This is a genomic window from Kibdelosporangium philippinense, assembly GCF_021390435.2.
Taxonomy (GTDB): Bacteria; Actinomycetota; Actinomycetes; order Mycobacteriales; family Pseudonocardiaceae; genus Kibdelosporangium; species Kibdelosporangium philippinense.
The window spans coordinates 821,456-839,109 of record NZ_JAJVCN010000004.1 but is presented as its reverse complement, the minus strand read 5'-3'; the positions used below and the strand labels follow the sequence as shown (position 1 = coordinate 839,109).

Sequence of the window (17,654 nt, the reverse complement as noted above, 5' to 3'; positions counted from 1 at the left end):
TGCTCTTTTGTGGACAGGCTGTTGACGCCTGGCAACCCGAAAATCGGTTGCTTCCCGCGATGGGCTGCGAGATCGTGTGCGCATGACGTTCTGACGGACAGATCCCAGTGATCAGTGGCCTCATGCCATCCCCTTTCCCTGAAGTGAGCGTCTTTGTCTACCCAGCCTGTGAAGCAGTCCACCGTTACCGTGTTCGCTTCGCCGACGAGTTGGATCGAGTCCGATGCCGTCGCGCAGTGCCACCAAGTGGCCGCCCTCGACGGCATGCTGCACGTCGCCGCCATGCCGGATCTGCACCCCGGCAAGGGCGCGCCCATCGGCGCCGCCATGGCATCGAGCGTGCTGTATCCATTCCTCGTGGGCTCCGACATCGGTTGCGGTATCGCTGTTTTCCCCATCAAGCTCAAGCGCGCCATCCCTGAACGGCTGGCCGCGCGGTTCCCAGATCTCGACAGCGAACCGGACCCCAACGACCCCGCTTGGTCCTTTGTCGACACTGACATTCCCGGCGGCCACACCGAAGGACTTGGCACGTTGGGCCGAGGCAACCACTTCGTCGAGCTGGCCCGGATCGACACCGTGTTCGAGCCGGACCACGCCTCCCGGCTCGGACTTGCCGCCAAGGACCTGGTCCTGATCGTCCACAGTGGATCACGTGGGCTCGGCGAACGGATCCTGCGCGCCCACACCGAAGTCCACGGTGCCGGTCCAGCCGCAGACCCACCCGCATACCTTGCGGCGCACGACAACGCCGTGCGTTGGGGATCGCTCAACCGGCGGTTGATGGCGGCCAGGGTCGCCCTTGCCCTGGGAGCCGAACCTACCGAGCCGATCGTGGACGAATGCCACAACCTGGTGGAGATCCGTGACGGTATCTACTTACACCGCAAGGGAGTGGCGCCTGGTGACGGCCGTGACGTGCTGATCGCTGGCACTCGCGGCACCCATTCGTACCTCGTGGCCGCACACGCCGGAGCGGAGGCCAACTACTCGGTGGCCCACGGCGCCGGCCGGAAGATGTCGCGTGCCGACGCTCTTCGGCGCGGCAAGGTCAAGCACACGGTCGAACAGTTACGTAAGACGCCAGTGGGGTCTTACGTGGTGTGCGGCGACCGTCAGCTCCTGTTCGAAGAGGCGCCGACTGCCTACAAGCGCATCGAGCAAGTGATCGGCGACCTCGTCGAGCACAAGCTGGCCACGCCCGTGGCCACTACACTTCCCCTGGTCACCTACAAGACGCCCGACGCGGCTAAGCGCGAGCGGCGATCCCGTCGTACATGACGCGACGGATCGCGGCGCTCATCCGGGCTTGAACCCCTGGGCCCGGGTCGCGCAATGACGTGAGGACCCCCGCGATGACCATCCCGTTGATGGCTCGCGCGGTCGCGTCGACGTCGAGGTCCGCGTGCAGGTAGCCCAGGTTGACGCCGTGGTACAGGTACGCGGCGGTCAACTGGGCTGCCGTCTCGTAGAAGTCCAGGACGCGTTCGCGCATTTCGGCGTCGATGCCCGCGGCTTCGAGCAGCAGGAACCGGGCCATCCGGGGGTCGTTGCCGAAGATCACGCCGAGCGCGTCGCCGATCCGTGCGCTCTGCACGCGGTATTCAGCCAGGCTGTTGACCGCTTCTGGCGCGTTTTCGGCGGCGAGCGCGGCGACCACGGTTTCGACGAGGTCGGTGATGACGTGGTCGACGATGTCCCGCTTGTTCTGGAAGTACCGGTAGAAGGTGCCGTGGCCCATGCCAAGGCGGGCGGCGATGTCGGCGATGCCGGTGGCGTGGTAGCCGCGTTCGGCGAAGCAGTCGAACGCGGCCTCGATGATCTCGCGGCGTAGTTCCTGCTTCTTCCGTTCGGCCCGGCTGACCGGCGTCGTCTCCGTCGTCATGGCTCCCATCCTATTGCCGTGGACTCAGGAATGACATATCGTTCTGAAAATGACACACCGTTCCGCACGGGCTGTGGTGGTCGGATGTGGCGGCACGCTGGGCTTCGCCTGGACCGCCGCGATCCTCGACGCGCTGCCGACGGACCCGCGGACCGCTGACGTCCTGGTCGGGACCTCCGCCGGGGCGGAAGCGGTGGCCATGCTGGGCGCGGGCATCTCCAGCGCCGCGATCCTCGGCGCACTCACCGGCTCTTCGGACGCCAATCCCCTGGTCGCGGCGCATGTGGGCCGCTCGCCCGGACGGTTCCCTCCGGTCCCGTCGCCACGCTGGCCAGCAGTTGGGCTGACGCGGGCAGCACGCCGTGGCGAAGTGGACCGGCTCGCCGGTCTCGCCGGTCTGCTGCCCCAGGGACGTGGAGACGCGACGTGGTTGCGTGACCTCGGTGCCGCCTTGGCGCCAGATGGCTGGGTTCCTCATCCAGCGACTTGGTGCATCGCCACGGATTTGGCCGGGCATCGCGTCGCGTTCGGCTCTCCAGGCGCGCCTGAGGCACGGCTTGGCGAGGCGATCGCTGCCTCCTGGGCAATTCCAGGCTGGTTCCCGCCGGTTGTTGTAGGCGGACAGCGTTTCCTCGACGGCGGCACGGTGTCCACGACCTCGGCCGACCTGCTTCTCGGGCGCGGGCTCGACGAGGTCGTCATCATCGCCCCAATGTCAAGCGAAGGCGGCGCCCCTGCGAGCGGTCTGTCCCGTGTGGAACGTCTACTGAGGACAGCGATGACCAGACGCGTGGACAGCGAGGCACGAATGCTGCGAGCAGCCGGTATCCGGGTGGTGCGCATCGAGCCCGGGCCGGAGGACCTCGATGCGATGGGCGCGAACTTCATGGACGCACGGCGCCGCGAACACGTGCTCAGCACCGCGTTGTCGACCGCGGCCGTGACCGTGGCTCAGGCATTTGAGCGACAGGGAGTGAAGGCATGACTCGATATCCGGTGATCAACCTGTCCGGCGCGCACGTGGCGATCACTGGCGCCGGTCAGGGCATCGGCCGTATGACGGCCCAACTCATGGCCGCCAAGGGCACCCGTGTGTCCATTGGCGACATTGACGTCACGTCCGCCAAGCGCGCCGCAACAGAGATCGGCGGCACCGCGCACCATCTCGACGTGACCGACCCCGTCTCCTTCGCAACGTTCCTCGCCGAAGCCACCGAAGCCAACGGCCCTTTGACAGTTCTGGTGAACAACGCCGGAATCATGCCCAACGGCGCTTTTCACGACCTGTCCGACGAGATCAACCGAGCGACCATGGACATCAACCTGTTTGGCGTGATCCACGGCATGCGCCTGGCCCTGCCGGGAATGCTGGAACGCGGCCGGGGGCACATCGTCAACGTCGCGTCCCTCGCCGGAAAGTTCCCCGTACCAGGGCTGGCGATCTACAACGCCAGCAAGTTCGCCGTTGTCGGCCTCACCGCCGCAACCCGCCTTGAGTACGCGAAGAACGGCATCAGCGTGACCGCGGTGCTTCCCTCCGCAGTGGACACTGCACTGTCGTCCGGATTGGACATGCGTCCCATTCCCAAGGTCAAACCGGAACGTATCGCGGGTGCCGTGGTGGACACCGTGCGGACGCGTGCCGCTGAAGTCGCTGTTCCTGGCTATGTCGGCGGCCTTGCGACCCTTTCCAACCTTCTGCCTGAACCCGCGCTCAACGCCGTGCGCAAGCTCGTCCGAGGCGACCGCGCGCTGCGACCCGACACTCCTTCACGGGCGGATTACCGAGCCCGCCTCAACCAGCACGCCAACCGGGAGGAAGCATGAGCACGCAGTACGACGCCGTCGTCGTCGGCGCGGGGTTCGGCGGTATGGGTGCGGCGATCCAGCTCACCCGGCTCGGCTTCGACAACCTGTTGATTCTCGAACGTGAGTCGGACCTCGGCGGGACGTGGCACGTCAACCACTACCCCGGCCTGGCCGTCGACATCCCGTCGGCCACGTATTCGTACTCGTTCGAACCGAACCCGAACTGGTCCCGCCTGTTCGCGCCCGGCCAGGAACTCAAGCGCTACGCCTCCCACGTCGCCGACAAGTACGGCCTACGCAAATACATGCGGTTCAACACCGTGGTGACGGGCGCGGTGTGGGACACCGACCACTGGGTCGTATCGCTGCGCGACGGCATGCCCGTCACCGCGAAGTACCTGCTCACCGCAACCGGCTTCCTGTCCCAGCCGAAGATGCCGAACATTGCGGGAGTCGACACATTCGAAGGCAAGGTCATCCACACCGCTGCCTGGGATGACGGTTACGACCTCGCGGGCAAGCGTGTCGCCGTGATCGGCACAGGAGCCACCGCAGTTCAACTAATCCCAGAACTTTCGAAAGTAGCGGCCGAACTAACCGTCTACCAGCGAACCCCAATCTGGGTCAGCCCAAAGCTGGATTTCCCCGTGCCACCCGCTTTGCGGCGCGCTTTCGCAACTGTCCCGCTGACTCAACGTCTCGCCCGGTTCACCGGAAGCGCCATCCTCGAGTTGCTGATGGTGTCCGGCGTACTGCACTACAAGCAGCTCCGTGCGGCCAACCGGGTCGGCGAGCTGTGGTGCCGCGCCCACCTGCGCCGCCAGGTCCGTGACCCTGAACTGCGCCGGAAACTGACGCCGGACTACTCGTTCGGCTGCAAACGCCCGACATTTTCGAATACCTACTACCGCGCGTTCACCCGCCCGCATGTCACCCTGGAGACGACCTCGATCGCCAAGATCGACCCAACCGGAATCGTCACAACCGACGGCCAGCGCAGAGATATCGACGTCCTGGTCCTCGCGACCGGCTTCGACCTGTGGGACGCGAACTTCCCCGCGTTCGAGATCATCGGCAAAGAAGGCCGTGACCTCGGAAAATGGTGGCGCGACAACAGGTTCCAAGCCTACGAGGGCGTGACGATTCCGAAGTTCCCCAACTTCATCTCCCTCAACAGCCCATATTCGTACTCGGGACTGTCCTACTTCACCACCATAGAAACCCAGATGCGGCACATCGACCGCCTGTTCACCGCGATGCACAAGCGCGGCGCGACGGACTTCGAAGTCACCCAGTCAGCCAACGACGCGTTCCTCACCCGGATGACAGAGAAGCTCGGCGACTCGGTATTCGTGCTTGGCCACTGCGCCACGGCGAACAGCTACTACTTCAACCCGCACGGCGAAGCCACATTGCTCCGGCCATCGTCGACCGTCAGCGCCTTGCGTGAAGCGGGCAGCTTCCCCATCGCCGACTACACCCTGACCCGATGAAGCGCGCGGGGTAATCGTCGTGGCCGCGATGCTGGCACTCAGCCCTCCCGCGCTCGCCACCACGGACTTCTACACGCCACCGCCCCTGTGGCCTGGCAGGCCAGGCGACATCATCCGCAGCGAATCGTCCCCGCTCGGCGTACCACTCCCCGCGAAGGCAACGCGGATCATGTACCGCAGCACGGACGTGCACGGCGCCCCGATCGCGGTCACCGGCACCCTGCTGCTCCCACTCACGCGGTGGTCCGGCCCGCTGGTAAGCCTCGCCATCGGCACCCACGGCCAAGGCGACCAGTGCGCGCCGTCAAAACTGCTGAACACGGCCGTGCATTACCAGCCACCGTTCGACCTCATGGTCGGCTACGAATTGCTCGCCATGGACTCCTTGCTACGCCTCGGATACGCGGTCGTCGTGACCGACTACCAAGGCCTCGGAACACCAGGAACGCACACATATCTGAACCCCATCGCCGAAGCCCACGCCATGATCGACGCCGCCCGCGCCGCCCAACGCCTGACATCCCGGGTTGGCCCAGTGGCATTCTGGGGCTACTCGCAAGGCGGCGGCGCCGCAGGCGGCGCAGCCCCAACCGACATCGCCGCACTTGCCGACAAGGCGTCCGGCACCCTGCTCACCGGTGCCATCGGCTACTACCTCAACGGAATCATCGCGGCATACCCCGAAGCCAAACCGGTCATCGCCGCGGGTCTGAACGCTACGGGCAAGACCATGCTCACGAAGACTGCCACCCAGTGCATCGTCGAAACCGCACTCACCTATGGCTTCCGCCGACACAGCGACTTCACCACGAACGGCCAGTCCATCACCGCCATGCTGACCGCGTCGCCGAAAACTCGCGCAATCCTCACCGCCCACAAACTCGGCACCACCAAACCAGCCGCCCCCGTCTTGATGGTCACCGGCAACAACGACGACATCGTTCCCGCACATGCGATCAGGGCCACAGCTGTCGACTGGTGCCGGCTCGGGGCGACCGTGCAGCTGCATGAAATCCAGGCCCCGACCGTGCTGCCAGGCACAGCCATCGGTCACATCGTCAACTACCTCGCCGCGATGCCCACCGCACTCGACTGGCTAGCACACCGCTTCACCGGCACACCCGCGCCCACTACCTGCCGCTAACCAGCACGCCGACGCGGCGCCACAGACTTCGAGGTCACCCAGCGAGATCCCCATCCTGACCGGACGAAGGGGTGGTTCGATCACGCATGCTCGCGGGCAGTCGGGGAAACGGCCCGCGCCGGATGTAACGCCAGTGGGATACGAACGTGATGACGGTCAGCACGAGGCTCAGTGAGCCCGAGACAAGGTACGCCGTCCAGTCGTCGTCGAGAACCATCCCCGCGACGATAGCGGCGCCAAGGATCGCGCCACCGATCACCACTCCCCGCCAGGTCAACAGCTTGAGGGCGTGCATCCGCTCGCGCTGTTCATCGTCCATCTCACGCTTCCCCACGCACCAACTCTCCCACATCAAGCGGGACACAGGTGCGCGTCCGCGATGCCGGTCACGCGGCCCCGCCCATAGGCCTGGCGGCATGGTCCGGCGCTATTGGCCTGCCGCTCCCAGCGAAGACAATGCGGACCATTCATCGCAGCGCTGCCGCGCATGACACTCATCGTGATCACCGGCGCTCGGCTCGTCACGAATCCGTCTGCTTCGCACACGTCACTGGCTCACCAGTCGCGGGCGCGGTAGCGCGGGCGAGTTCCTTCGTGCCGTCCAACAGAATCCGGCAGGTCAACCGGAGTTTCCCGGTCGGTTTGGCGGTCACCTCGGCCCTCTGGCCCGCGGTCACCACCACCTCCATCTTCCACGGCACGCCGACCGGGCCGGGCACGGCGCTTTGGGTGACCTCGTCCTGATAGCGGTTGGGCGATTTCGAGTAGTTGACCTCCGACAACGTGCCACCAGCCTGGTCGGTCACCTCGTAGGTGATGGCCCACGACTTGCCGCTGGGATTCGAACACGCCGAAGCACCGACGAGCACGCCGATGACGGCGGTGGCGCCCAACAACATCCTTGCGTCCATTCGACCATCTCTCCTCAGTCCGGGACTCCACATCAGACACTAAAGACACCATCGGCGCGGGCGCGTCGCCCTGCGGCGTGAAGCAGGATAGATCGATAGTGTTAAGCCAGAATCATTCTGCGGGATGAGAACCTCTGACGTTCATTGAATGGTGGTCCATTATGGCCGATCAACGCTACGAGCCATGGAGCTATACGCACGAGGAGCTCGCGGCCATGGTGCCCACCCCGCGTCCGGAGGACGTGGCCTCGCCGGAAGCGATCGTGCGAGCTCTGCACGAGTCGGTGAACGGCCCCCAAGGCCCGTGGAACAGCGACCGGTTGCGTTCGCTGTGCCTGCCCAACGTCCTGTTCGCGTACATCGGCCAGAACGAGCAAGGCCTGCCGGTGGTCAACAACCGCCCGCTGGACACGTTCATCAAGGACGTCCAGGAAGTGCACGACCAGACCGGCTGGTACGAACGCATCACCAAGATCATCAGCGTGTCGAAGGTGGACAAAAAGGGCGGCGCGCTCGCCGTGGTCCACTATGCCGGTATCGCGGCGAAAACCCCTGGTGGCGAGCCAGAGGAGGAAGGCGAGACGCAGGCGATCCTGATGCACGACGGGCAACGCTGGTGGGTGGTCAGTGATACCTGGTGAGCGGCGCCCTACTTACGGGCAACCCCGGCGTAGACACCTTCGACAGGTTCTTGAATCCCTGAATCAGGGCGCCACAGTGGAGCACTGACCACGCCTGGCTCGACGAGTTCGAACCCGTCGAACAAGGCCGCGACCTCGTTGTACGGCCGGAAGTACATCGGATCGCGGCTGTTGCGCATCGCCTCGACAACCCCGGCCATCGCCTCTGGCGCGTGGTCGGCGGTCAAGTGCGACAACGCGAACAAACTCCCTGGCGCCAAGGCATCGCGGTATCGAGCCACGATCGCGGCCGGATCACGTTCATCCGCAACGAAATGAAACACCGCGACCATCAGCAAACCAATCGGCTTCTTGAAGTCCAGCAGCCTGCCAACCTCAGGCGTCTCAAGCACTTCGCTCGGTTCACACAGGTCGCCGCGGACAACAGTCGCGTTGTCGTTGCCCGCGAGTATCAACGCGCTATGCGACACCGCGACCTCGTCGTAGTCCACGTACACCACACGGGAATCCGGATTGGCCCGCTGGGCGACCTCGTGGACATTCCCCGCTGTCGGGATACCGGAGCCGAGGTCGAGGAACTGGGTGATGCCCTGATCGATCATGTAGCGGACCGCGCGGCCCATGAAGGCCCGGTTCGACCCGGCGATCTGCCGTCCGTTGGACTGCACGGCGAGAACCTTCTCACCGACCATCCGGTCGATGGCGAAGTTGTGCGCCCCGCCAAGGAGGAAGTCGTAGACCCTGGCGGCGCTGGGCAGGCCTTGGTCGACACCGTCGGGGATCCACGCGTTCTCCTCGATCACCAGCCGATGATCTCACGACGGACACCGTTTGTCCTTTGTTGAACAGGATTCGACGAATGCCCGGTTAACTTTCTCCGCCGTTGCTGCGAATGAGCACACAACGCCTCGCGACGACGAAGGAAAAAGTCATGGATCTGGACCCACAACTGGCCAACTGCCGGGACTACTGGCTCGGCTGGGGAATCGCCGACCGCTCGGCCGACAGCCTCGTCTACTACCGCAGCGGATTAGCCAATCCCATGCTCAACGGCGTCCTCCGGTTATCGGACGACAACGTGGACGACGCCATCGCGCAGCTGGCAGGCGTGCCATGGGTGTGGTGGGTAGGCCCGGACAGCGCCCCGGAAACTGCGCGCCGCCTTACCGATCGAGGAGCGGCGAAGATCCTCACGTGGCCCATCATGACAATCCGGCTCGACCGTGTCGCCGAGGTCGAATGTCCGCCGCGCGTGAAGATCGAAACCGTCGACGACAACGTGGGCGAGTTCGTGTCCACCTGGGCGCCTTCCCTTGGCGTGGCGCCGGAACTGGTCGACGACTGCGTGCGTGTCGAGACAGAGTGGCAGAACACCGTCCGGGTCGTCGCACGCATCGATGGTCAAGCCGTCGGCACCGCCCAAATGCTCGACGCACACGATGTTGCCGGGATCTACGTGGTCACCACCGCCGAGCCGCACCGCTGCCAGGGCATCGGAACCGCGCTGACCGTGGCCGCGTTACGCGCCGGGCAGGAACGCGGGCTTCGAATCGGCACGCTGCAGTCGACCCCCTTAGGCACTCCGGTCTATGCCCGGATGGGTTTCGAAACTGTCGGCGAATACAACCTATTCCACGTGCCCAGTTGAAGCACGCACCACGAGTTCCGTCGGCAGGACGACAGTTTCGGGTGACAAGTCAGCTTTCATGACCAGTCGCGCCGCTTGCACGCCCATGTCGTACTGCGGCATTCGCACTGTGGTCAGCGCCGGACGAAGATGAGCCGCCAGCGGCATGTCGTTGAAGCCGACCACAGAGATGTCCTCGGGACAAGAAAGCCCAAGTTGTTCAATGGCTTTGAAACAGCCGACCGCGAGCATGTCGTTGCCAGCGACGATCGCGGTGACTCGGGACCGCTTGAGCAGGCGTAGCGCCGCATCGTGTCCGGCCGGTGCGGTGTACGCCTCAGCGAGCACGACGTAGCCGCGCAGCCCGAGAGCCTTCATGCTTTGGGCGTAGGCGACGCGCCTTGTCCGCGTGATCGACAGATCTCGTGGGCCTGCGATGTGCCCGATCGCGTTGTGCCCCAAGCCGTGCAGGTGATGGACCGCCGCGGCGATGCCCGACTGGTCGTCACTCACGACCGCGGATGCCGTCGTGTCGTCGAGGAGACGGTTGATCAGCACGACCTTGTCCCCCGCTGTCACGAGTTCGCGGACAACCGGGTCATCGCGCATAGCGGAGGCAATGATGAAGCCGTCACATTGCCGCGCCTTCAACGTCGCCACAAGCTCGGCTTCCCGCTCGACCTCGTTGTCGGTATTGGCCAGCAGTGCCGCGTAGTCGTGCACGCGCAACTCGTCCTCGATGCCCCGGATCATTCCAGGGAACGCGGGGTTGGTCAGATCGGGGACAAGGACGCCGATCGTGCGGCTTCGCCCGGTCCGGAGGCTGCGGCCGACCGAGTCGACAACGTAACCGAGCCGCTCAGCGGCCTCGCGGACCCGTTTCGTCGTCTCCTCCGCGATCCGACCGCGCAGATCGGGATTCAACGCCCTCGATGCCGTTCCCGGATGCACGCCAGCCGCCCGGGCGACATCAGCGAGGGTCGGTCTCGGCATACTCACTCCTTGGCAATCGATTGCCAACATACTATGCTAGAGGTGCAATCGATTGCCACAAGGAGGCCGACCATGCCGAGGATCAGCTACGTACCGCCGGAGTCGGTAACCGACCCAGAACTGGCCGAAGCGCTTGAGCAGTCCCGCAAGTACGGAACTCCACGCCTGGAAAGCCAGGCCATCCGCGCGCACGTGCCGGACGTCCTGCGCACCTTCACCAAGTCCTGGCAGCTCGTGTTCAGAGAAGGCGTCCTCGATCACAGCATCAAGGAACTGGCACGAGTCTTCATCGCCAAAACCCTCGATTGCGGCTACTGCGCAGGCCAGCGATCGCACCTGGGAGCCGAGGCTGGCTTGACGGAGCGTGAATTCGACGAGGTCATCGAGTTTCGAAAGTCGACCGTCCTCGGCGACCGCGAGAAGGCCGCACTGCGTTGGGCGGAAGCGATCGCGTGGGACCCGGCCATGGCCGACGACGAGGTGTGGGCGGAGCTGCACAAGCACTTCACCGAGCCCGAACTCGTCGAACTTGGTTACTTCATCGGCCTGACAATGGGCCAGCAGAAGTTCCTCAAAACCTTGGGCCTCAAGCACGGCGAACTCGGCACCGAGTCCCTCGCCGGGCTCACACCGGAAGTCGCGGCCTCACTCCACCGTGACTGACGGGGCATATCACGATTATCTATCCGAGGATGAAAGGCTCGAATGATTTGCCGCGCTTGGACATGTCCACGCCGAGATGTTGCCTTCGCTTCAACTAATCGCGAGTTCGAGCAAGATCGCCGTCATCGACGTTTTCATCCTCGTCCAGCCATCCGGGCTGCGTCTGCCCTAACACAAAACTCGCCACTCCTCCGGATCACCGGTCTACGCCCGTATCGGCTTCGAGACTGTCAACGACTACAGGCTATTCCGCGTAGCGCGGTCACAGTAAACCACCGGAACCGATCAACGATTGCTCGATGAATCTGTCAATAAGGCAGGAATCCCGGATGACGGGACACATCCCAATGCATTATGTTGCGTTCGCCGCGACTGGTCACGAGTTCGAGGAGCACTCCCGTCATCGTCGGCTTCGTTCTCGTCCACTCGGCAGGATTGCCGCGAGCCTGATGCTCAACGGACCACTCGTCTGGGTTTGGTGACCGTGGAACCCAGAAGAGCGTCCCACCCTCCGCGTCATCAGCGAAAGGAACGACACCATCCGGCTCAGGGAACGGCGGATGCATGTCATCCTCTCGCCCCTCGCGGACCACTCGAAGCGCGTTCAGCTTTCGCTCGAAATGCCTCTTGAACTCGGCAAGACTGCCGACATCCTGCACCGGGTTGTACAGCTCGATCGAGTTGCGAAACTGCCCAGAAGGAAATCGCGCCATAAATTCTTTATAGTCGCCAGGGAATTGAAACCCCAGATCATGCTCGACCGTAGCCCAATCGAACGCAGGGGAAACAGAGTCAGTCCAGCCGACGACAAGCGCGATTCGGTCGACAATCTCGCGATAGTCAGCCATCGACACACAACCCCTTGAACTTGGCACGCAATGATGATGTCGACACTATCACGCCTGACCGACGACTAGCATCGGCCAGGCGTGACGACATGCTATACCATTTCAACCCTATCGACAGACGGGCTGCTTCGGATTGGGATTGTTCTCAACAATTGCGATGCACCGGAACTTTTTCTTTCGATCCATTCCCCAAGCCTTGATGTACAGTTTTTTAGGCTCGACGTCAGTCTTTTTGTCATACACGGGAATGACTCGCATATACACTTGATCACGCCGCCCGTCTTGCACATCGAGAGCACGTCTAATCTTCTCTTCAATGTGAATGTTCATGACAGAGTTCGCTTCCTTGTGAAGCAAAACGATGTTCTTGAGAACAAACTCGCCGCCGAATGTCGACGCAATGAGATGACCTCGGTTATGCCGTCCCGATTGATAACCAACGGGAGTAGCTGGCTCCCCCCACCGATGAACGACATGGGTTGTACACGCAAATCCGCCAGTTGCGCGCACTTCGTTGTCGCGTCCACCGTTGTAGTCGAAGGGGGCGACGTCACTGTTCGTCGACCACGGAGCACCACCCTCGCGGCAATTGTTGTCGTCATCCCACTCAGGTTCGGCCTTTGCGATGTAGAGATTGTGCGGGTGAGGAATTGGCAATGGGTCAGCCGGCAAATCGTCGAAGGGTTGAACATTGGCGTCACGAATGGGAGGCCATGGTTCTTCTCCCAGGTCACAGTCGGAAGCCGCGCTGTTCTTCCCACCGGTCTTGTTGCATCTGATCCACTTCTGTGCCAGATCCCTGAGTTTTGTGGTCACCTTGCGGGCGGCGACCATGACGTCCTTAAAGGTACGTAGCCCCTTGACGATCCGGATCGTGGCGGTGACGGCGTCGGGGATCTGGGTGAGGACCCTCGCCAGCTTCAGGATGGGTATCGCGTTGATCGCGGTCAACACGCAGGAGATGAAGTCGCCTTCCATGAAGCAGCGTTTAGCGTCGGGCCAGCCGATCAGATCGAGGAGGATCTGCCCGCCCTGCTCGACGATGAACCTCTCGAGCTTTTTGTTGGCCTTGCCCCTGTTCGCGCGAAATTCGTCGACAGCCGACTGTCCCTTCGCCTTGCGGAGCGCGTCTTCCTCCTCCGCGGTCAGGTCCAGAACCTCGCTGTCGTCGTTGATCGCCTCCTCCACTTCGCGCCGCTGGCGTTCCTCGTTCTCTTTACGGAGTTCCGCGTCGATCTCAGCTAGCATCGCCATGACGTCCTTGGCACTGGCCTCGGAGTTCGCGGCTTGCTTCTCGGCGTTCCTGGCGTACTCCTCTGCCCTCTTGGCCGCTTCCTCAGCATCTTTGGCATGCTGCAGTGCGCGATCGGCCGCTTTACGGGCTTCCTCGGCGTCGATCTGTGCCTGGTCGGCGGCAGCCTTCGCCGCTGCAGCGGCCTGTTCCGCGCGGGTAGCGGCAGCGCTGGCTTCGTTCGCCGCACGGGTGGCCTGATCTGCGGCTTGCCGGGCCGCGCGAGCGTCGGCTTCGGCTTTGTCCGCGGCACGACCGGCCAATGCCGCGTCCGCCGCTGCCTGGTTCGCCGCCGATCGAGCGGCACGGGCATCAGCCTGCGCCTCGGCATCAAGGGAGTTGGCTTGCGCAGCCGCCGCACGTGCCGCAGCCGCGTCAACCGCAGCCGCCGCTGCCGACATTTGTGCTTCTGCCGCGGACTTAGCTGCTTCCGCCGCCGATTTCGCCGCAGCGGCAGCAGCCTCGAAGGCCGCTTTCGCTTCACCCTGGGCGGCCGCTGCTGCCTCTGCCGCGATCCGCGACTGCTCGTTCGCCCGTTGCGCCGACTGGTTCGCGGCCTCGACCTGTGAGTTGCCAATGTCCTTGGCGCGCGCGGCCACCATGGCCACGAAGTCGGAGTCCAGATCGTCCGCGGCGAACGGGCTGGTCAGCTCGATCGCCCGGTTCGCCGGATCGGCGATACCCGACGAGGCCAGCCGCGCCGCAGCCGCCGCACGAGTAGCGATGCCTGCCTGGCTGGCTGCGGTGGCTGCCTCGATCGCCGACGCGTTGGCCTCGTCCTGCGTTCGATGCGCCGCGTCCAACGCCTTGGCTGACTCCCACGCCGCCTGGTTCGCCAAATCAGCGGCCTTGCGGGCGTGCTCGGCCGCACGCGCTTCCTGCGCGGTGGCTTCCTCCGCCGCAGCGTTGGCGCGCATCGCTGCCGCGTGTACGGCTGCCGCTTCAGCCTCAGCCCGGTCAGCCGCGTGATCCGCGCGCGCCGCGGCGGCTCGCGCTTCATTGGCTGCTGAACGAGCCTTTTCCGCCGCAGCCTCAGCCTCATTCGCAGCAGCCCGAGCCGCCGATGCGGCCGCTTGTGCGGCATCCGCGGCCGCTCGCGCACGACCTGCGTGGGCGTCGGCTTCGATTGCAGCCTGACGTGACCGCTGTGCGGCCACTCCCGCTTCGCCAGCGGCGATATCTGCTTGGCGGGCTGCTTCGTGTGCGGTGTTGGCCTCGGCGCGGGCCTGGTGTGCCGCAGCCCAAGCTTTGTCCTTATCCGCTTGGGCGATCTCGGAGGCCTGCGAGGCCCTACGCGCCAACTCTTCCAACCCCTTGGCCTTCTGCTCCAAGGTGTCTGCCGAACGCCTGATCTCCAGAGCGTTCTCCTTGGCCTGCCGGGCCTTGGCGTCTTGAGCTTGAGCATCCCGATCGGCGTCCATGGCTATCTTCTCTTGCGCACGGGCATTGCGCGACGCGTCCGCGGCGATCTGCTCCTGGCCCTGTGCGTGCTGCCGCTTCTCCGCGGCAATACGTTGCTGCGCCTCGGCTTCCCGCTGCTTCTGCTCAGCGTTGTCAGCTTCCCTTTGTGCGACGTCGCGATGCTGCTTGGCCTCTTGGGCCTTGGCTTCGGCCTCCGCGCGCTTGCGCGCGGCCTCGTCCCGCCACCGCTCCGCCTCAGCCCGCTTGGCCGCAGCAACATCGCGCTCACGTTCAGCGTCCGCACGCGCCCGCTTCACGTTCGCCGCATGCGTCTGAGCACTGCGCAACGCGGCTTCCGCGTCCGCACGAGCTTGCTTCGCGCGAGCTGCCGCGTCTGCCGCGGCCACAGCCTCTTCCTTAGCAGCCGCAGCAAGTTTCGCTGCCGACGCGGCGTGAGACTCAGCGGTTTCCCTCCACCGCTTGGCATTTTCCAAATGCGCCTTGGCCTTCTCTGTGGCGTCGGTGGCCGCGGCTTCCGCAGCGATCGCGTCCACCGCGTGCACCGCTGACTGCGCAGCCAACTTCGCCGCCTCGGCCGACGCGGCCATACCCTCGACAACCTTGGCCCATTGCGTGCCATGCGGCATCTGGTTCTCGACCAGAATGGCGGCTTGCGTGCGTGCTCCGGCTGCTGCGACCCGGGCTTGCTCGGCATCGGTCACCGCGTAACGCAGCTGCCGCGCCACCTCATCCTTGGCCCGCTGGTACAACTCCGGGTGATACGTACCCCCGGCCACATCCGCGGCCAGAACTCTGGATGCCTCCCGCGATGCGATCGCCGCTGAGGTCATGTCATTGGCCGTACGCTCAAGCGCCTTCACACCATCGGCGTGGGCCGCCAGCAGGTTCTGCCGGGCACGCATCGCCCGCGCGGTCCGCTGCGCCAGCTCCGAGGCGGCCTCGGCTTCCTTGCGCTGACGCTCCAACTCCGCGAGATGCTTCTCCCGGTTCTCCGCATCCCGCGTGGCTGCCGCGATGTACCCGGTCTTGAGGAACTCCGCGATCGCCGCGTCCCCCTTCGCCAACGCGGCATTCGCGGCAGCTGTCACCTCTGGGCCACCGAGTGCAGCGGCCATCTGGACAAGTGACCGCCGACGGTCGGCGAGTTCTTTCTCGTGCGCACCGGCTTTGCGGTCCTGCTCTGCGGCAAGGTCGCGTCCGTACTCCAGGAAGGACTCGCGTTCCCGGGCATCGCCTTGCAACGCGCGCTCGACCGCCGCACGAAATGCCGGTCCACCTGTGCCGCGCAGGGGTTCGATCTGTGCCCGGTTGGCAGCGTCGGCCGCTTCCTTGCGCTTCTTGGCCTGTGCCTTGGCTTCCTGGTACTTCTGGTTGAAGAAGACGTGATACGCGCCGCGGTCGCCTGCGTCGATCTTGCGCAGTGTGTCCTGCGCGGCCGCGCGGACTTCCGTGTCCTCGTTGTCAGATCCGACGATGTCGGCGATCAGGTCGCGCTCCAGCTGCGCGATCAGCCGCTCCAACTCGGGGTCTGGTTCCGCGGCTGCGGGCTGCGGCGGTTGTTGCCGCTGCTGTTGTTGAGAGGCCTGTGGCTCCGGCGGTGCCGCGGCCGCGTCCTGGCCGGCAATTCCCGCCATGAGTGCGAACACCACGGCGAGAATGACCGATCTTTTAGGTAATTTTCTCATGCGAAAGCGACCCTGCTCTCCAAGCCGAAAGAGGGAATGAGTTATTCAGGAATGAAAGAAGTTGACGGGTTTAGACGGGGTTCGTCATACGGTCGTAGCCGTCTTGCGCCTGCTGCTGAACTTCGCCGAAGTGTGTCGATTGACCGTCGGCAAAGTTTCCTTCCGTCGCCCAGCTGCCACGATTCTTGTCGGCAGTTGTCGCGATCGCCGCCCACTCAGGGCCGATATTGGCCTTGGCCCGTTCGATGATGGTTCGCCAGTATCGTGCCTGCTCAGCACAAGCCGCTGCTTCGTCTTCCCAGGTCTGACGGGCCGCTTCAGCCTTTTCCTTTGTCGTCGCCCACGCCCGGGCCGCGACCGCGCGTGCCTGTTCGGCCGCCGCGCCACTGGCCGCCAGCGCCTCTCGCTCAGCGTCTTGGGCATCTGCGATCAACCGGGGAATCACCGCGTGATAGCGAATACCGGCTTCCTGGCTGCGGAGCCGGAAAACGTCGAGATCCACCGCGGCGGCCGCCATCCACTCGGACGCATAGAAGGCGCGGAGGTCGACATCCATGCCACCGGCGCGCATCGCGTGCTGGGCCGCCAGCCGCACATGTTCGCCTGGATCCTTCACGGCCAACGACGACACGAAGTCACGATCGGCTTGGAGAATCTGCTGTTTGCGCTCTTCATCGGCCTCACGCGCGGCTTCGTCCATCGCCTTCGCCGCGGCGAACCCGGTGCGGACGAACTGGTCGCGATCCGCGTCCGTCCCCCGCAGCGCGCGTTGCGCTTCGCTATGGACCTTCGGGGAGTACCGGGGGCTGTAGGTGTTCACGACACGCTGGATGAAGTCGCGATTGCGCGCGTGGTTCTGGCTGGCGCGCTGCCTGGCTTCGTTGTAGCCCGTAGCGATGTATTCGGGTAGCGCCGTTTCCCACTCATCGGACCATATCGCGTGCCATGCGGCTACTCGAACGAACGCCTCGGGATGATAGACCGCGTTCTGCCTCACGATGGGATACAAGGGTGAATCTTCGACCGCCGAAAAGCCTGACAAACCGCCTTCGGCTAATCCATTTGTCGCAGTAACTGTGGTCCCTATGCCGATGCTCAATACTGCGACAAGGGCAGCATTGAGCATCGTGCGCCTATTCATTCCAAGTCCCCCCTGGAATTGTGTGCGTACACAGCGCGCTGACTATGACACAGTCACGCTACGCACGTAAAGCGCGGTGATGTGCATCACGATGCAGATCA

General features: G+C 64.3%; 16 protein-coding genes. 8 read left to right on the top strand and 8 right to left on the bottom strand.

Features of this window, described 5'->3' with window-relative positions; genetic code table 11:
• The first annotated feature begins 168 nt into the window (after nt 1-168).
• The gene (locus tag LWC34_RS46670; protein WP_233731789.1) at nt 169-1,281 is read left to right on the top strand and encodes an RNA ligase RtcB family protein; all 1,113 of its coding nucleotides are present in this window, start codon (nt 169-171) and stop codon (nt 1,279-1,281) included.
• Here the strand turns inward: LWC34_RS46670 and LWC34_RS46665 are convergent.
• Nucleotides 1,250-1,885, bottom strand: coding sequence for a TetR/AcrR family transcriptional regulator (locus LWC34_RS46665; protein ID WP_233731787.1), 636 nt, complete (start codon nt 1,883-1,885; stop codon nt 1,250-1,252). The two genes, LWC34_RS46670 and LWC34_RS46665, sit on opposite strands and share 32 nt — an antisense overlap.
• A gap of 49 nt (nt 1,886-1,934) precedes the next feature.
• Between LWC34_RS46665 and LWC34_RS46660 the strand changes: the two genes are divergently transcribed.
• The 4 genes from LWC34_RS46660 to LWC34_RS46645 are packed head-to-tail and all read left to right on the top strand — an operon-like array spanning nt 1,935 to nt 6,331.
• Nucleotides 1,935-2,870, top strand: coding sequence for a patatin-like phospholipase family protein (locus LWC34_RS46660; protein ID WP_233731785.1), 936 nt, complete (start codon nt 1,935-1,937; stop codon nt 2,868-2,870).
• The gene (locus LWC34_RS46655; RefSeq protein WP_233731782.1) at nt 2,867-3,712 is read left to right on the top strand and encodes an SDR family oxidoreductase; all 846 of its coding nucleotides are present in this window, start codon (nt 2,867-2,869) and stop codon (nt 3,710-3,712) included. Before LWC34_RS46660 ends, LWC34_RS46655 begins: the two co-directional genes overlap by 4 nt.
• Nucleotides 3,709-5,187, top strand: a complete 1,479-nt coding sequence (locus tag LWC34_RS46650; RefSeq protein ID WP_233731780.1) for a flavin-containing monooxygenase — start codon at nt 3,709-3,711, stop codon at nt 5,185-5,187. The genes LWC34_RS46655 and LWC34_RS46650 overlap by 4 nt, the downstream gene beginning before the upstream one ends.
• A 28-nt stretch (nt 5,188-5,215) precedes the next feature.
• On the top strand, nt 5,216-6,331 hold the full coding sequence (locus LWC34_RS46645; RefSeq protein WP_233734089.1) for a lipase family protein: 1,116 nt from the start codon (nt 5,216-5,218) through the stop codon (nt 6,329-6,331).
• Between the two features lie 34 nt (nt 6,332-6,365).
• Here LWC34_RS46645 and LWC34_RS46640 read toward each other — a convergent pair whose 3' ends face one another.
• Nucleotides 6,366-6,665 carry a hypothetical protein gene (locus tag LWC34_RS46640; RefSeq protein ID WP_233731772.1) on the bottom strand — a complete coding sequence of 100 codons (300 nt, stop codon included), beginning with the start codon at nt 6,663-6,665 and terminating at the stop codon, nt 6,366-6,368.
• Nucleotides 6,666-6,852: 187 nt separating this feature from the next.
• Nucleotides 6,853-7,242: a hypothetical protein gene (locus LWC34_RS46635; RefSeq protein WP_233731771.1), complete on the bottom strand. Its 390-nt coding sequence runs from the start codon at nt 7,240-7,242 to the stop codon at nt 6,853-6,855.
• A 161-nt stretch (nt 7,243-7,403) separates the two neighbouring features.
• Between LWC34_RS46635 and LWC34_RS46630 the strand changes: the two genes are divergently transcribed.
• Nucleotides 7,404-7,883 (top strand): hypothetical protein, encoded by a 480-nt coding sequence (locus LWC34_RS46630; RefSeq protein WP_233731770.1) that lies wholly within the window; start codon nt 7,404-7,406, stop codon nt 7,881-7,883.
• 8 nt (nt 7,884-7,891) lie between these two features.
• Here LWC34_RS46630 and LWC34_RS46625 read toward each other — a convergent pair whose 3' ends face one another.
• Nucleotides 7,892-8,686: an SAM-dependent methyltransferase gene (locus LWC34_RS46625; protein ID WP_233731769.1), complete on the bottom strand. Its 795-nt coding sequence runs from the start codon at nt 8,684-8,686 to the stop codon at nt 7,892-7,894.
• A gap of 128 nt (nt 8,687-8,814) precedes the next feature.
• On the opposite strand from LWC34_RS46625, the gene LWC34_RS46620 reads away from it, so the two are divergent.
• Nucleotides 8,815-9,531 (top strand): GNAT family N-acetyltransferase, encoded by a 717-nt coding sequence (locus LWC34_RS46620; RefSeq protein WP_233731768.1) that lies wholly within the window; start codon nt 8,815-8,817, stop codon nt 9,529-9,531.
• Here LWC34_RS46620 and LWC34_RS46615 read toward each other — a convergent pair.
• Entirely contained in the window at nt 9,511-10,503 is a 993-nt protein-coding gene (locus LWC34_RS46615; protein ID WP_233731766.1) for a LacI family DNA-binding transcriptional regulator, read from the bottom strand. The two genes, LWC34_RS46620 and LWC34_RS46615, sit on opposite strands and share 21 nt — an antisense overlap.
• 72 nt (nt 10,504-10,575) lie before the next feature.
• Between LWC34_RS46615 and LWC34_RS46610 the strand changes: the two genes are divergently transcribed.
• A complete protein-coding gene (locus LWC34_RS46610; protein ID WP_233731764.1) occupies nt 10,576-11,166 on the top strand; it encodes a carboxymuconolactone decarboxylase family protein in 591 nt (196 codons plus the stop codon).
• Nucleotides 11,167-11,474: 308 nt separating this feature from the next.
• Here LWC34_RS46610 and LWC34_RS46605 read toward each other — a convergent pair whose 3' ends face one another.
• The 3 genes from LWC34_RS46605 to LWC34_RS46595 all read right to left on the bottom strand — a co-directional run bounded on the left by LWC34_RS46605 (nt 11,475) and on the right by LWC34_RS46595 (nt 17,538).
• The gene (locus LWC34_RS46605; protein WP_233731763.1) at nt 11,475-12,014 is read right to left on the bottom strand and encodes an SMI1/KNR4 family protein; all 540 of its coding nucleotides are present in this window, start codon (nt 12,012-12,014) and stop codon (nt 11,475-11,477) included.
• Nucleotides 12,015-12,122: 108 nt separating this feature from the next.
• Nucleotides 12,123-16,373: a DNA/RNA non-specific endonuclease gene (locus LWC34_RS46600; protein WP_233731762.1), complete on the bottom strand. Its 4,251-nt coding sequence runs from the start codon at nt 16,371-16,373 to the stop codon at nt 12,123-12,125.
• A gap of 109 nt (nt 16,374-16,482) precedes the next feature.
• A complete protein-coding gene (locus LWC34_RS46595; RefSeq protein WP_233731761.1) occupies nt 16,483-17,538 on the bottom strand; it encodes a hypothetical protein in 1,056 nt (351 codons plus the stop codon).
• Between the last annotated feature and the right edge of the window lie 116 nt (nt 17,539-17,654).

Excerpts from the sequence above, each read along its gene's own strand:
- LWC34_RS46665 (WP_233731787.1), bottom strand. The coding sequence starts at position 1,885 with ATGACGACGGAGACGACGCCGGTCAGCCGGGCCGAACGGAAGAAGCAG.
- LWC34_RS46620 (WP_233731768.1), top strand. The coding sequence starts at position 8,815 with ATGGATCTGGACCCACAACTGGCCAACTGCCGGGACTACTGGCTCGGC.
- LWC34_RS46645 (WP_233734089.1), top strand. The coding sequence starts at position 5,216 with ATGCTGGCACTCAGCCCTCCCGCGCTCGCCACCACGGACTTCTACACG.
- LWC34_RS46655 (WP_233731782.1), top strand. The coding sequence starts at position 2,867 with ATGACTCGATATCCGGTGATCAACCTGTCCGGCGCGCACGTGGCGATC.
- LWC34_RS46660 (WP_233731785.1), top strand. The coding sequence starts at position 1,935 with ATGACACACCGTTCCGCACGGGCTGTGGTGGTCGGATGTGGCGGCACG.
- LWC34_RS46605 (WP_233731763.1), bottom strand. The coding sequence starts at position 12,014 with ATGGCTGACTATCGCGAGATTGTCGACCGAATCGCGCTTGTCGTCGGC.
- LWC34_RS46630 (WP_233731770.1), top strand. The coding sequence starts at position 7,404 with ATGGCCGATCAACGCTACGAGCCATGGAGCTATACGCACGAGGAGCTC.
- LWC34_RS46615 (WP_233731766.1), bottom strand. The coding sequence starts at position 10,503 with ATGCCGAGACCGACCCTCGCTGATGTCGCCCGGGCGGCTGGCGTGCAT.
- LWC34_RS46610 (WP_233731764.1), top strand. The coding sequence starts at position 10,576 with ATGCCGAGGATCAGCTACGTACCGCCGGAGTCGGTAACCGACCCAGAA.
- LWC34_RS46635 (WP_233731771.1), bottom strand. The coding sequence starts at position 7,242 with ATGGACGCAAGGATGTTGTTGGGCGCCACCGCCGTCATCGGCGTGCTC.
- LWC34_RS46650 (WP_233731780.1), top strand. The coding sequence starts at position 3,709 with ATGAGCACGCAGTACGACGCCGTCGTCGTCGGCGCGGGGTTCGGCGGT.
- LWC34_RS46595 (WP_233731761.1), bottom strand. The coding sequence starts at position 17,538 with ATGCTCAATGCTGCCCTTGTCGCAGTATTGAGCATCGGCATAGGGACC.